We start from the raw sequence: 12924 nt of genomic DNA, 5'->3' as shown, positions 1-12924 counted from the left end.
GGCCTGCGCGCGAAAGATTCGCCCGGGCAAACCGTGACACAGACAGCGAAACGGGCGGGTGCGTGCATCCGCGTCCCCGCGCCGCTACGTTTGCGCGCGTGAACCAACCTGCGGAGGACGCGTGAGCTACTTCCTGGACCTCGTAAACGGCTACTGCCGCACCTACCGCGTCGACGCGTCCGACCGGCGCCGTATGCTCGCCCGCTACCCCTTGTTCAAGTTGGCTTGGCTGGCGGAATCCGGTTCTCCCTCCGCGCGACGAGCAGCCGAGGCGGCGCTCTCTCCACTGCGTCGTTTCGGGTTCACCCAGCACATCCCCGCTGCGGACGACACCCCAATGACACTGCGCGTCACCTTCGCGCGGGATGATTTGGCCTCGTTCCGCGAGGTCTTCTTCGGCGGCGAGTACACCTCTCCATTCGACCTGTCGAGCGCGCGCACCTACGTCGACCTCGGCGCCAACACCGGAATGGCCGCTTACCACTTCGCAGCGACCTGCCGACTGGACACCGTGCTTCTTGTGGAGGCGAACCCGAGCCTGGCCGAGGAACTGCGAAGCAAGTTCCCGCGCGCGGCAGTGGAGCACGTCTGCGTGGTCGGCGATCCGCCACCGGGCGGGGTCGCGTTCACAATCGGGTCCAACCCACGGCACGGCAGCGCGCGCGCCGATGCCGGACCCGGACACACCGTGGTCGTTCCCGGGATCCGCCTCGGCGAACTGCTCGACCGCCACGGCCTCGATCATGTTGACGTTCTGAAGATGGACATCGAGGGATCCGAGCACGAGGTCCTCGCGCGGGACGGAGCCGCCCTGGCGCGCGCGCGTCGGCTGTTCGTCGAGGTCCACGGCGACACCCGCGCATGCGGCGAGTTCGTGCGCGGCATTGAGCATCTGGGCTTCAGCGTCGCAGTGCGCCGCGCGCGCCCTGAATTCGGCTGCGAGACATTCGCGGCCGAGCGACGAGCTCCTCCGCTAGCGCCGCCCGGGATCGGTTCGGGGGTCGTGACGTCCAGCCCGTGCCCTACATCGGGCCTCACCCGTGATCCCCTCAACACACCCGAGCGATCCCCTTGACCAACCGACGCGGCCAGCATTATGTTCCGGAATGTCGGTGGCTTCGACCTGGGGAGGGTTTCAATGGCCATCAGCAGACGTCTCATGGTTGGAATGCTCGTCGCGGCGCTTGGTGTCGGTGCCTCGCCAGCTTGGGCCGGACCCGAGTCGGACAACGACCCCTGTCACGCTGTCGACGCACCTTGCCAGGCAATCGATATCGTGATGGACGGAACAGGCGGATTCGATCCCCCGCTCCTCAACTGGGGTGGAGCCGCGAAGTCCTGGACGATTTGTCGCGGGGGTGGAGGCGGTTTGATTCAGTGCGCCGGAGCGTTTCTTTACAATCTGGGAATGTGATGCGCGATGGAGCTTCTTGACAAAGGCCGGGACAAGCTGCATTGCTCCTTCTGTGGACGCGCAGGATCGGAAGGGCAAGCGCTCGTCGCCGGGCCGGGAATCTACATCTGCGACAAGTGCGCCCGCAAAGCCGTCAGCCTGGCCGAAGGGAGCAAGCCGAACCGCTGACGCGGGTGCGACACGACAGTTTGTCATTACTCTTCCTTTCGGGAAACGGATCGTCCATCTTGCGGCTGAGAATTGTGCATCCGACTTGTCAGATGTCTACGGACTGATCTTCGACTTCGACGGCCTACTGGTTGATACCGAAGTGCCCGATTTCTCCTCGTGGGAGCGGGTTTATCTCGCGCGCGGAGCCAAACTGACGTTCGAGGACTGGGCGAAGTGCATCGGAACGGTCGGCGCCTTCGATCCCGTGGCCCACCTGGAGTCGGCCCTCGACCAGACCTTGGACCGGGCGGTCCTACAGGCAGAGCACAAGGTGGCCTTCCGGGAACTGATGAACGGATGCCGCCCGATGCCGGGCGCCGCCGAACGTATCTCCGAGGCGCGCGCTGCCGGACTTCGCGTCGGCATCGCCTCCAGTTCGACGCGCTCCCACGTCGAGCGCTACCGCACCGCAGCCGGGTTGGAGGAGTTCGATGCGATCGTCTGTCGCGACGACGTCGGCCGCGCAAAGCCGGACCCGGCCTCATATCGCGAAGCGCTCGCGCGCCTGAACCTGCGCCCCGACAACACCGTCGCCTTCGAGGACTCCCCCAACGGTATCCGCGCCGCCAAGGCCGCCGGCCTCACCTGCATCGCGATCCCAAACGCCCTCACCCGCCGCCTCCCGATGGAGGGCGCCGACGCCGTGCTGGAATCCCTCGCAGGCCAGACCCTGCCCGACATCCTGGCGCGCGCCGGCAAGGCCCTACCCCAGCGTTAGCGGATCCGCTAACATTGCGTCATGAGTGTCGCATCTGGACTGCTCGCCGACGCCCGGGCGCGCGCCGGACTCAGCCAGGCCGCCCTCGCGCGCAAGGCCGGCATCCCCAGGTCGGTTCTGAACGCCTACGAGCGCGGAAACCGCCAACCCGGCGCCGATGCTCTCGCCGCCATCCTCGCGGCGGCCGGATTCGAACTGCGCCTTGCCCCGCGCATCGACCTCGAGCGCAACGCGCGCGTGCTCTCCGAAGTCCTCGACCTCGCGGAGCGCCTGCCTTGGCGACCACGGCGCACCCTGTCGTTTCCGCCCTTCCATCGCGAAGTCGGATGAGCGTTCTCGCCGGTCGCCTCCTGGCGATCCACGTCGCCTTGGAGCGCGCCGGAGTACGGCACGCGTTCGGTGGAGCGATTGCGCTCGCGTACTTCACCGAAGAGCCGCGAGGAACGCGCGACCTCGACCTGAACGTCTTCCTCCCGTCCGATCGGGCCGACGAGGCGCTCGATGCCATGCCGAAGGGCGTCGCGGTGCGCAAGACCCATCGGACGGCGGCGAAGCGCGACGGACAGGTCCGCGTGATGTGGGACGACACTCCGGTGGACTTGTTCTTCGACACCCACGAGTTCCACCACGCCGCCGCCGAAGCCGTCGTGAGGGTCCCCTTCGAAGGCACCACGATCCCCATCCTCGCAGGGCACACACTTGTCGTCTTCAAGGCCATGTTCAACAGGACCAGGGACTGGGCAGACATCGAAGCGGTCCTGGAAACCCAGGCGCCCATCGGCGAGCAAGCCCTGACAATCTTGCGATCGCTGCTGGGAGCCGAGGATGTCCGCACTCTCCGGCTCGCCGAGTTGGTCGGCCGCGCGCGCGCTTAGCGCGCGCGCGCCAGGACGTACCAGCCGAGGGTGTTGTCTTTGGTTCGGTCGAGGCGGTCCAGCAGAGTCACCAGCGGCATAGCCGTGCGCATGAGCAAAGCGAAGGGTGAAAGCAGAACCGTCGCGATGCCGCGGCCGCGCGCGGTGCGCGACCACAGGTGTGGCGCGAGCGTTTGGGAAACCTGGAACAGCGCGACGGTGAACGCTCCGCCCATCGCGCGCATCTGAACGACATCAAGCCCCGCCTGCTCGAAGCAGTAGCGCAACCCGAATGAAGTGAAGCGGTAGTAGTCGTGCGGCTGCTGGTGCTGCGGCCACTGCTGATTGGTCGAGAGCAACACCGTTCCCCCCGGCCGCAGCACGCGGCGCATCTCGCGAAGCGCATCCACCGGTTCGGGCAGATGCTCGAGGACTTGCTTGGAGACGACCAAATCCGCGGCTCCGGACGCGAGTGGGAGCGCGGTCGCGTCGGCAACCGCGTCTAGAGCCGAATAATCCCAACCGGCATGGCCGATTCCTCTGTCAATCGCGACGTAGCGCGCGCGCGGAACGCGCGCGCGCAACTCCGCCTCGCCTGCTCCCACGTCGATCACAAGCGCGCCGTCGGCGACGTTCTCGACCTCGTCGAGGAACTCCCCCCAACCGCCGCCGAGCACCGCGTTGCGGTTCCACCATGCGCGCGCCCGTCCATTGAACCGACGACGGTCCATATCACGAAGCCACTGCTTCACGGCATCACCGACAGGTAGACGTCTTCGTGGCGCGCGCCCACGGCCGCGGGCGAGTAACGCTCGGAAACCATCTCGCGACCGGCGATGCCCATGTCGCGCGCGCCGCTCGGATCGCGCAGCATCTGGATCAGCGCCGATGCGATCGCCGCCGGGTCGGGAGGCTCGTTCGGCTGCGCGGGAACGATGATCCCGTCGCGCTCATGAGTGATCAAATCGCGCGCGCACCACCACTCGGCTGCGACGACCGGCGTCTCGTACTGCCAGGCCTCTAGGATCGCGACCGGCATGATCTCGCTCGTCGACGGCAGGCAGTAGACGCTTGCCGCGCGATGCCACGCGGCAACCACGTCGTCGGCGACCATGCCGACTTCCACGATGCGATCATCATCTACCTCCGCGAAATCGGCCTTAGATGCCTCGGTCCGCGGACCGACGAAAGCGAATCTCGCGTCCGGGACTTCCGCCCAGACCGCGGGCGCAGCCTCCAGTAGTGCGCGGTAGCCCTTGTAGGGCTCCTTTACTCCGAGGAACAGCACTAGCGGCGCATCGTCGATGCCGTACGCCGCGCGCACATCGGGTCCACCCTTGGGAAGCGGTGTCACAGGAACGCCGACCACATGGATCTTGCTCTCGTCGATTCCAAGAGCCGCGTATAACGCAGCCTCGGATGGAAGCAACGCGCACACGGCGTCTGCGCTCTTGTAGAAGGCCACGTTCATGTCGTCGTCGCCCCACGCGCCGGGGTGCGCGAACGGCGTGACCACGAGCGGACGGCTGTGCTCAAGCGCCGCGCGACCCGCGGCCCAGTTCAAAGCCTCGCCGCCCCAACAGTGCACGACGTGCGGCTCGCCCCAGTCCTCGGCGAGGCGCGCAGCGACCGCGTGCACGTAAGCCGGCGCAGTCGCGCGGCGCAAGGCGCCGTACCCGACTCGGCGAAGCCCCGGGACGGCCATCAGCGACATCGGAACCGCGGCCGCGATCCCCGAGATCCCCATCGGAACCGGACGGACCTCGACGTGGTCGATCCACATCGGGGCAAACGACTGCGCGCCGAGCGTCGCGTTCAAGCGGGTGAGCGGCGCCGCGTCCACGCGCGCGGCCCACACCCGGACGTGATGCCTGCGCGCAAGCTCGCGCGCAACGACACGCAACGCGGTCGCGATCCCCCCGGGGCCGGGGAAGGAACGGCGCACGACACACGCGATATCCATCAGATGTCCCAAGAAAACGAGCGGAAGTGCGCTGCGCCGCGCGCAACCCAGTAGGTCTGCACGAACGGATGTGCCGCGGCTTGCATCATCGACAGCGGATCGTGTGCACGGTACGCGTGAGCGACGCGCTTGGCGAACAGGCCGGCCGGGAGCGCGGCGACGGCGGCGGGAATCCACCACCCAGCCGCGGCGAACACGCACACCGCGCCTACGGACCCCATGTACTTCAAATGCAGCGGCGGCAAGCCGGGCACCACTCCGCGCAAGTGGCGCCGGTACATCTCCGGATGCTTCTTGTACAGCAGCGGGTTGTAGAACCGCTTGCGCGCCTCGCGTCCGAACTTGCGGCGCCCGATGGGAAGCACCAGGTGCCGCACCACGACGTCGGGATCCCACACGATGCGCGCTCCGCGGTCGAGCAAAGCGAACGCGACGTCGGAATCCTCCAGGAACGCCAGGCGGAATCGTTCGTCAAACCCGCCGACCTCATCCAGGGCCGAACGCCGGTACAGCATGTTGCAGGTCATCCATAGACCGCCGGTCTCATTGCGCATCTGGTGCGTCAGCGTGCCGGGGTCGCCCTTGGGCAGCGTCCGCCCTTCGACTCCCGTGCTCTCCAAGTCTGCATCCAACGCGGCGAGCCCGCGAGCAAGCCAGTCGGGATCGGCTTCGCAATCCGCGTCGGTGAACGCGATCACCGAAGCGCGCGCCGCGGCGATCCCTGCGTTGCGCGCGGCGGCCGGACCCTTCTTCTGCGGCTGCGCGATCACCCGCATGGGCGCGCGCGCACTGTGCGCAAACGCCTCGGCAACCTCACGTGTACGGTCGCGGGAACCGTCGTCAACCACGATGACTTCGTAGTCCTCGGGCGCGAGCGTCTGCGCATCGAGCGACGCCATGCACCCGGCGATCAAGCCGCCGCCGTTGTAGACCGGCACAACCACCGACACGCGCGGCACCGTCATCGCGACCCCACGGCTCGATACAAGGTGGTCAGCTTTTCGACGTGCGCCGCGAGCGAGAACTCGGTCTCGGCGCGCGCGCGCCCCGCGGCGCCCATTCGCGCGCGCGCCGACTCATCACCAAGCAGCTCTTCGAGCGCGCGCGCGAATCCACGCACGTCCCCGGTGGGCACCAACCGGCCGTTGAGGTCGTCGGTGAGCCACTCGCGGATCCCGCCGGAGTCGAACGCGACCACCGCGCGCCCCGCGGCCATAGCCTCCAAGCCGACGATGCCGAAGGGCTCCGGCCACATCGAGGGAACCGCGATGACGGCTGCGCGCGCGCGCCACCCCTCCAGCGCCTCGGGCGAAAGCCATCCGGTGAACGTGATCCTGTGCGGCCCGTAGACCGAGCGCGCGCGCTTCTCCAGCGCATCGCGCTCGTGCCCGCTGCCGGCGATCACCAAGTGCGCCGCAGTACGCACGCGCGCGACCGCCTCAATCAACTGGCGAAACCCCTTTTCTTTGTTCAGGCGCCCGCTCGCAAGAATCACCGGACGCGGATCGTCGTCGCGAGGGTCGAGCGAAGGCGTCGGCGGCGGAACCGGGTAGGGAGTCACCGTGATGATCGGCAAGTCCAGTCCTGCGCGCACCAACTCGCCGCGCATGTACTCACTAAAGGCCTGCAAGTGCAACCCAAGCACGGCCGCGCGCGCCGCGCGCCACTCTCGATACGGCCGAAGCGACGCGTTCGCGCGAAGCGACCCGCAGTGGCCGGCGACGTTGAATGCCAGACACCACGCGCCCGGGCGGATCGTGCAAGGTTTGCGCCACGCAGCCCAATACTTCGTGCCCGCGGGCGAATCCAACCGGTGATCGTGAACCGCGAGCAAGACCCGAGCCCGGCGCGCGACGGCCGGCGCCACCCAAGCCGCATCGGCCGTGTGAACGTGCACGACGTCGGGCCGGAAATCCTCGATCGCTTCGTCCAGAGCCGGCGCGCCCTCGATAGCGTCGCCGCCAGCAAGCGCCGGAATCGCGTACCCGGTCTCGACCTCGGGACGCTCCATGTCGGGATCGCTCCCGTACGCGAGCACAACCTCGTGCCCGTCTGAGCGCAACCCCTCGCACACCGCAGCGACGTAAGTCTCGGCGCCGCCTTTGACGCTGCCGTAGCGAGCGACCTGCAGAACCCTCACTGCGCCACCTCGAGAAGGAAGTCAAGCAGCGCGCGCGCGACGACCTGCGGGGTGAACCGCGCGGCAACGACCGCGCGCCCCGCCTCTCCCAGCGCGCGCCGGTGAGCGTCGTCGGCACACAGGCTCCGCAACGCTCCCGCAAGCGCTGCCGCGTCCCCCTCGCGAACCACTACCCCGCCGCCGGTCGCCGCAACCGTCGCCGGCAACTCGCCGGAGTCGCTAGCCACGACCGGAACGCCGGCCGCGTTCGCCTCGATCACAACCCGCCCGAACTGCTCCATCCACGTCGGCGTGGTGCGCGAGGGAACCGCGACCACGTCCATCGCGCCGTACCACGCAGGAACCTCGTCGTGCGGGATCGCTCCAAGAAATCGATGCGGGACGGAGCGCGCGTGCGCGATCCTTTGTGCTGCGTCTCGAAGCGGTCCATCGCCGACGACGAGCAAGGACCCGATTCCGGCGACGGCTTCGACGAGGTCGAGGATGCCCTTCTCGGGAACCAGGCGCCCGACGAACCCGATCACCGGACGCGGGAGCCCGGCCATGCGGGATCCACCCGAGAATCGCGAGAGATCAACCGCGTGGGGGAACTCGGCGACCGGCCCGCGGAATCCGTGCGCGCGCACCAGTTGCTCTGCGTCGCGGTTTCGCAGCGTCACGCCCGCCGCGCGCGAGAGCACCATCCGGCGAATGATCCCGAACGGCGGCGTCAAGCGGCGCTCGATGTTCTGGTTCTCGTGCACCACGAACGGCAACCCCGCCTTCTCGGCCAGGCGCGCCGCTTGCGCGGCGGCAAAGGAGAAAGGCTCCTCCTCCACAAAGATCACGTCGGGTCCGACGCGCGCCACCGCGCGCCGCAGTCCCGCGTACACCAGCAAGTGGATGCCGCGCTGCCCGCCGAGCGCCTGACGGTATCCACCGAGCAGCACCGGCAACCCGATCACGCGCGCCGCGCTCCCGGGGAGTTCTCTCAGGCGAACCCGCCCGCGGATGTCGGTCCGCAGGGCACGAGGAACGACGACGGTCACCGACGCGCCGGCGCGCGCCAGGGCGTCGTAAGGCTCCTGGTTCGTCTCCACGACCGCCGCGTGGCTGATTGCCAGGACGCGCAAGGTGTCTTGGTTCTTGGGCATCGTCACGAATAATAGGGGCCTGTGATCAATCAACTGGTGCGCTACGCCTCCGTGCTGCCGCTTCTTCGCGGCGAGCAGGGCCCTGTGCTGGAGGTCGGCAGCGGTTCAGACGGCATTTCCGCTTACCTAGAACACCGAACATTTGGGCTGGAAATCCGCTTTCCCGGGCCGCCTGGTCCCCTGTTAACCCCCATCCGAGGCACCGCCGTGGATCTGCCCTTTGCCGATCGCTCCGTCGACGTCGTGCTGATCATGGACACCCTGGAACACATCCCAAAGGACCTTCGTCGGCGCTGCATCGAAGAGGCAATGCGGGTCGCGCGGAGCCGCGTGATCGTTGGAGGACCAATGGGAGCGCCCTCGGCGGAGGCCGACGGGCGGTTGGCCGCGTACTACCGCAGGCGCAACCTTGAGCTCCCCGACTGGCTGGCAGAGCACCTCAATGAGAAACCGCCGGAACTCCAAGAAGTGACCGAGCCGCTGCGGGCGGCAGGGTGGACGGTGCGCGCGCGCGGCAACGAGAACCTGCCGCTGCACCTCGCCATCATGCGATTGGAGACCCGGCGGTTCTTCTTCCGCGCCTTCGGACGTGTCCGCCGCCACACGCCCGCGGCAGCCGCCGCCGTGGCGCGCGCGCTGAGCTTCGGCCCCTACTACAGCTACTTGGTCGAAGCGACCCGGTCCCAGACTTCTTCGACGCGACCCACGATCGAGCCCCAGTCGTAGCGCGCCGCGATGTGCGCGCGCCCCGCCGAACCCAGGCGCGCGCGCCGCGCCGGGTCCCGAAGCAACGTCACCACCGCGCGCGCAAACTCCTCCGGCTCGTCGCCCAGCAACAGATGCTCGTCGTCGGCCAGACCCAGACCCTCGGCCCCGACCGTGGTGGACACGACGGCGCGCGACATCGATAGCGCTTCGAGGATCTTGTAGCGCGTGCCCGTCCCAACGCGCACCGGGACGATCGACACCGGGGCGCGCGCCAAGTGCGGCCTCACGTCCTCGACCCGCCCGAGCACCCGCACCCCGTCGCCGAATGACTCCGTGGCCGCAGTGCCCACGAGGTCCAGGCGCGCGCCCGGCTCCTCGCGCCTCACCAGAGGGAGCACCTCGCGCGCGAACCAGCGCATCCCATCCAAGTTCGCGTCGTAAGTCATCGGCCCGACGAACAAGATCACCCCGGGCTCCTCGGCAACCTCCGGCATCGGACTGAACGAAGCGACGTCGACCCCGTTGGGGACCTCGACTGCGTCCACCCCAGTGAGTCCGCGCAGGAACACCCCGTCCATCGCGCTCGAAACCAAGACCGCCTCGGGGATGCGCGCGCACCGAGTCTCGTACGCGCGCGTCTTGAGGAACTCCAGGCCCATCAGCGCGCGCTGCTTGCGTGTGTCACCGTGGCGCCGCACGCGGCCAAACCACCGCGACGCGACGTCCTGCAGATCCAGCACGCGCGCCGGTCCGGCGGGGATGTCTCCGAGGTACTGCCCCATCTCGGTGGTCTCTACCTGCACCACGTCGGGGTGGAAACGCTCGACCGCATCCCGCACCGCCGCATGCATCTCCGGCGAGTCCATCCACGAGACAAACGCCGGCAACCGCTGAAGTTTCTCACGGTAGAAGACCGCCGCACCCGTCGGACCGCCGGGGCGCGCGCGCTTCGGCGGCGGCGCCAACACGATCCCCGGATAAGGATTCTCGTGCGCCTGTTGCTCCGCCGACGTGAAGGCAACCAACGAAACGTCGTGACGCTGCGACAAGCGCGACATCAAGTTGAGCAACCGCGTCCGTCCCCCCGACCCCGGCGTCGGAAGATACGGAGCAACAAAAAGCGCGCGCACGGTCAGAGAGACCCCCACATCTAGTCGGGATCCCCACCAGGCCATATTCGCAACCTGGCCTCGTCGATCACCCAGAGCCTGCCACGAATGGGCTCCTGGTGAAGCAGTGCGGCGACCGACGCGGCTAGCTCCCGGACGAGCGTGGGGGTCTGACGATGTGGGCGAAGGACAACGATGCCGGCCGCGGACTGGGGAGGATGAGTCAGGATGTCCCCGAAGTCCAAGTCAAGAGTGACCAGGAGACGTCCCTCCGATGCAGCCGCGCGAAGCACCGCGTCATCACTAGCTCCGAGCAGATCCTCCTCGGCAACCGTTACTACATCGTGGCCCGCGCTCCGCAGGACATCACGAACCGAGTCGGGAATGTTCTCGTCGAGCTTGACCGACGCCACAGTTACGCGCTGAGAGGCACGATCCGGTCGCGCGCCAGGTCGGCCGCATACCCGAGAGCTGCCGGTACTGCTTCTGCGGGGAGACTCGGGTAATCCCGATGGAGGTCCTCAGCACTGACGCCGGCTGCGAGACTGTCCAGGACTACGGACACAGGGATCCGTGTTCCCCGGAATCGCGGCGCCCCGTGAAGCGTGTCGGGAGTCGCGACAATGTGGTCGGCCCAATCCATGAGTACCTCCTTGTCCCCAAGTGTAGGCCAATCCCCGCCCAGCACGCCCTCGAACGGGCCCGGTCCTCAGCAAACGTCACGATCGCCGCAGGTGACTTGAAGCCGCGCGATTCACCCCGCGCGCGATCTCCGCGACTCCTCCTCGATCCGCTCGGCGAGGAACATCTTAAGGAGCGACTGATACGGGAGTCGCCCGCGACGAGCTTGCGTTCACGATCGGCGGCAAACGCGAGACACGCGCGAATGTCTTCCAACTCAAGGTCGGGAAAGTCGCGCGAGATCTCTGATTCACTCATCCCCGAGGCGAGATAGCCCAACACGTCGTACACCGTGATTCGCAGCCCGCGAACGCAGGGCTTTCCCCCGCGCTTCCCGGGCTAGATCGTGATCCGATCGTGGTAGTTCCATGATTCGTATTGCACCGGGCACTCCAACCTCGACGAGCTGGGCACTCCCCCGGTCATTCCGGCGAGGCTTGGGCGTCTGCGGAAACCCGCTTGAGTTTCGGTCGGATCGCAGCGAAGTAGATGATTGTGCCGATGAATCCAAGGAACAGCTGAATCAAGATCCACACGACCTTGTTCTGGCTGGCTCCCTGCCACTGCGTCTCGGGGCGGAGCGCCGCATCGATGATGCCCCAGATGGGCGAGACGAACACGACGAGCAAAACGAGTAGCTCTTGCGGTCCGACATCCACTCCCAAGACCATGAGTTCCCCCTGCCTCAGCCGCGACTCCTGCCTATGCGGACCTCAATAAGATCACGCGCGGACAGGATAGCGCGCGCCTGGCAATGCTCGACATGTTTGTAGTCCAATCATTGTGCCAATCCCCGGCGGAAGTAAGGGAGCGGAAACCCTCTCTGCTTCCTCCCCCCTCGGGCTAAACGTCATTATCCACCGGATGCCTCAGTTGGACGCTCCGCCCATATAGAACGGCGCGCGCACCGGCGTTCTTAGGGCGCGCGCGCGCCAGTCGGGGCCTACCACAGTGGAGGCGAGGACAGCCGTCGGGGGGCTGCAGGCGACAGTAGTCCAACCGGCAAGGCTGGGTGGGGATCCTCGGTGGGTGACCCTACCGATCGACAGCCGCGCAGTTTCCCGATTTCTCTTCAGTGGAGATCTTCGTGGGGGGGTCGCTGTCCGTCCATCGTCCCAGCCGCTGACCCGCGCGAGGCGAAGCCGAGCGTCAGTTCCAGCCGCGCTTTGGGCGGCGATCCATCGAGTTCATGGGCCGCAATCGACATCCTCATCGCGAGAGATGTGTCTTATCGCGCCATCGGTCAAGTTCAACTCCCAGAGATTCGAGACACCTACACACCCATCTCCGCCGGAGGACTGGAATCTCATCCTGCTGGCACTGAGGAATCGAATAGAGGCGATCTCCAGGGAGTCCATCTCATCCTTCTCACTGCGCCACCGCGCAACGAATCGCGTCTGTGGATCGGCGCCGTTGGCGTAGGCTGGTTCGACGAAAAAATAGCAGTACTCCGACGTGTACATGGATCCACAGGCCGCATCATTCACGCAACGTTCCGGCTCACCTTCACTTCCGCAATCTGCCCTTGCGCGTTCAGTTGCAATGATTAGGTAGTAAGGCGCCTTCGTGTTCTCCACCACGCCGAGCACGCGGTACGCGGAATTGACGAACTCATCGACAAGACTGTGCCGAGTGGATACGGGAGTCGGATTCCTGGATGTGGTCGGCGATGCCACTACTGGGCCGGACGGTGAGGCGGTCTGTGGCGGAATCACAGACCCAGACGGGGAGCCGCCACAGGCGCTCACGGCAAGCGCTGCCGCCGCTCCAATCACCACACCGAGCCGGGCTCGGTCAACTCTCCTCATCATCCCAGGTCCTCCCAACGTCTCTGCACGTCAGAGGCTGGACGCCGAAGGGGGACAGTCGGGACTGCCCCCGATCTGGTTGACTCGTAGCTTGTGAGCCTTTCACGCTGCAAGGGCTCCTTCGTACACGGCCTCAAACTCTACGGGAGTTAGCCGCCCGAGGCCGCGTTGGCGGCGGCGGCGGTG

General features: G+C 67.0%; 16 protein-coding genes and 1 pseudogene. 7 read left to right on the top strand and 10 right to left on the bottom strand.

The window, feature by feature from the left end; translation table 11 throughout:
* Positions 1 to 121 precede the first annotated feature (121 nt).
* From WDA27_09550 to WDA27_09525, 6 genes are all read left to right on the top strand, one after another.
* Complete coding sequence (locus WDA27_09550; GenBank protein MFA5891176.1) at positions 122 to 1075, top strand: FkbM family methyltransferase; 954 nt, start codon at positions 122 to 124, stop codon at positions 1073 to 1075.
* 63 nt (positions 1076 to 1138) lie between these two features.
* Positions 1139 to 1414: a hypothetical protein gene (locus WDA27_09545; protein ID MFA5891175.1), complete on the top strand. Its 276-nt coding sequence runs from the start codon at positions 1139 to 1141 to the stop codon at positions 1412 to 1414.
* 6 nt (positions 1415 to 1420) lie between these two features.
* Positions 1421 to 1582, top strand: coding sequence for a ClpX C4-type zinc finger protein (locus WDA27_09540; protein ID MFA5891174.1), 162 nt, complete (start codon positions 1421 to 1423; stop codon positions 1580 to 1582).
* An 85-nt stretch (positions 1583 to 1667) separates the two neighbouring features.
* Positions 1668 to 2342: an HAD-IA family hydrolase gene (locus WDA27_09535; GenBank protein ID MFA5891173.1), complete on the top strand. Its 675-nt coding sequence runs from the start codon at positions 1668 to 1670 to the stop codon at positions 2340 to 2342.
* Positions 2343 to 2363: 21 nt separating this feature from the next.
* Positions 2364 to 2672 carry a helix-turn-helix transcriptional regulator gene (locus tag WDA27_09530; protein ID MFA5891172.1) on the top strand — a complete coding sequence of 103 codons (309 nt, stop codon included), beginning with the start codon at positions 2364 to 2366 and terminating at the stop codon, positions 2670 to 2672.
* Positions 2669 to 3217, top strand: coding sequence for a hypothetical protein (locus WDA27_09525; protein MFA5891171.1), 549 nt, complete (start codon positions 2669 to 2671; stop codon positions 3215 to 3217). The genes WDA27_09530 and WDA27_09525 overlap by 4 nt, the downstream gene beginning before the upstream one ends.
* Here WDA27_09525 and WDA27_09520 read toward each other — a convergent pair.
* From WDA27_09520 to WDA27_09500, 5 genes are read right to left on the bottom strand one after another with little or no spacing between them, the layout of a single operon-like run.
* Positions 3214 to 3927, bottom strand: a complete 714-nt coding sequence (locus WDA27_09520; protein MFA5891170.1) for a class I SAM-dependent methyltransferase — start codon at positions 3925 to 3927, stop codon at positions 3214 to 3216. The two genes, WDA27_09525 and WDA27_09520, sit on opposite strands and share 4 nt — an antisense overlap.
* Before the next feature lie 17 nt (positions 3928 to 3944).
* Positions 3945 to 5159, bottom strand: a complete 1215-nt coding sequence (locus WDA27_09515) for a glycosyltransferase family 4 protein (GenBank protein ID MFA5891169.1) — start codon at positions 5157 to 5159, stop codon at positions 3945 to 3947.
* Positions 5159 to 6124 (bottom strand): glycosyltransferase, encoded by a 966-nt coding sequence (locus tag WDA27_09510; GenBank protein MFA5891168.1) that lies wholly within the window; start codon positions 6122 to 6124, stop codon positions 5159 to 5161. The genes WDA27_09515 and WDA27_09510 overlap by 1 nt, the downstream gene beginning before the upstream one ends.
* Positions 6121 to 7299, bottom strand: coding sequence for a glycosyltransferase family 4 protein (locus WDA27_09505; protein ID MFA5891167.1), 1179 nt, complete (start codon positions 7297 to 7299; stop codon positions 6121 to 6123). The genes WDA27_09510 and WDA27_09505 overlap by 4 nt, the downstream gene beginning before the upstream one ends.
* Positions 7296 to 8432, bottom strand: coding sequence for a glycosyltransferase family 4 protein (locus tag WDA27_09500; GenBank protein ID MFA5891166.1), 1137 nt, complete (start codon positions 8430 to 8432; stop codon positions 7296 to 7298). Before WDA27_09500 ends, WDA27_09505 begins: the two co-directional genes overlap by 4 nt.
* A 21-nt stretch (positions 8433 to 8453) precedes the next feature.
* On the opposite strand from WDA27_09500, the gene WDA27_09495 reads away from it, so the two are divergent.
* Positions 8454 to 9158: a class I SAM-dependent methyltransferase gene (locus tag WDA27_09495; protein MFA5891165.1), complete on the top strand. Its 705-nt coding sequence runs from the start codon at positions 8454 to 8456 to the stop codon at positions 9156 to 9158.
* Here the strand turns inward: WDA27_09495 and WDA27_09490 are convergent.
* The 5 genes and pseudogenes from WDA27_09490 to WDA27_09470 form a co-directional block, all read right to left on the bottom strand.
* Positions 9092 to 10288 carry a glycosyltransferase gene (locus WDA27_09490; GenBank protein ID MFA5891164.1) on the bottom strand — a complete coding sequence of 399 codons (1197 nt, stop codon included), beginning with the start codon at positions 10286 to 10288 and terminating at the stop codon, positions 9092 to 9094. The two genes, WDA27_09495 and WDA27_09490, sit on opposite strands and share 67 nt — an antisense overlap.
* A 2-nt stretch (positions 10289 to 10290) precedes the next feature.
* A complete protein-coding gene (locus WDA27_09485) occupies positions 10291 to 10662 on the bottom strand; it encodes a DUF5615 family PIN-like protein (protein ID MFA5891163.1) in 372 nt (123 codons plus the stop codon).
* Between the two features lie 2 nt (positions 10663 to 10664).
* A complete protein-coding gene (locus WDA27_09480) occupies positions 10665 to 10892 on the bottom strand; it encodes a DUF433 domain-containing protein (GenBank protein MFA5891162.1) in 228 nt (75 codons plus the stop codon).
* A 200-nt stretch (positions 10893 to 11092) separates the two neighbouring features.
* Positions 11093 to 11356 (bottom strand): annotated as a pseudogene (locus WDA27_09475) (DUF433 domain-containing protein).
* Entirely contained in the window at positions 11353 to 11601 is a 249-nt protein-coding gene (locus tag WDA27_09470) for a PLDc N-terminal domain-containing protein (protein MFA5891161.1), read from the bottom strand. The pseudogene WDA27_09475 and the gene WDA27_09470 overlap by 4 nt, the downstream one beginning before the upstream one ends.
* Positions 11602 to 12924 lie beyond the last annotated feature (1323 nt).

This window comes from Actinomycetota bacterium, from assembly GCA_041658565.1.
Taxonomy (GTDB): Bacteria; Actinomycetota; AC-67; order AC-67; family AC-67; genus JBAZZY01.
Note: the sequence above shows the minus strand (reverse complement) of the source record. Positions and strands in the feature narration are given on the sequence as shown.

Coding starts and splice junctions, on each gene's coding strand:
- WDA27_09530 (MFA5891172.1), top strand. CDS start 2,364: ATGAGTGTCGCATCTGGACTGCTCGCCGACGCCCGGGCGCGCGCCGGA.
- WDA27_09480 (MFA5891162.1), bottom strand. CDS start 10,892: ATGGATTGGGCCGACCACATTGTCGCGACTCCCGACACGCTTCACGGG.
- WDA27_09545 (MFA5891175.1), top strand. CDS start 1,139: ATGGCCATCAGCAGACGTCTCATGGTTGGAATGCTCGTCGCGGCGCTT.
- WDA27_09500 (MFA5891166.1), bottom strand. CDS start 8,432: ATGCCCAAGAACCAAGACACCTTGCGCGTCCTGGCAATCAGCCACGCG.
- WDA27_09510 (MFA5891168.1), bottom strand. CDS start 6,124: ATGACGGTGCCGCGCGTGTCGGTGGTTGTGCCGGTCTACAACGGCGGC.
- WDA27_09470 (MFA5891161.1), bottom strand. CDS start 11,601: ATGGTCTTGGGAGTGGATGTCGGACCGCAAGAGCTACTCGTTTTGCTC.
- WDA27_09525 (MFA5891171.1), top strand. CDS start 2,669: ATGAGCGTTCTCGCCGGTCGCCTCCTGGCGATCCACGTCGCCTTGGAG.
- WDA27_09520 (MFA5891170.1), bottom strand. CDS start 3,927: ATGGACCGTCGTCGGTTCAATGGACGGGCGCGCGCATGGTGGAACCGC.
- WDA27_09515 (MFA5891169.1), bottom strand. CDS start 5,159: ATGGATATCGCGTGTGTCGTGCGCCGTTCCTTCCCCGGCCCCGGGGGG.
- WDA27_09540 (MFA5891174.1), top strand. CDS start 1,421: ATGGAGCTTCTTGACAAAGGCCGGGACAAGCTGCATTGCTCCTTCTGT.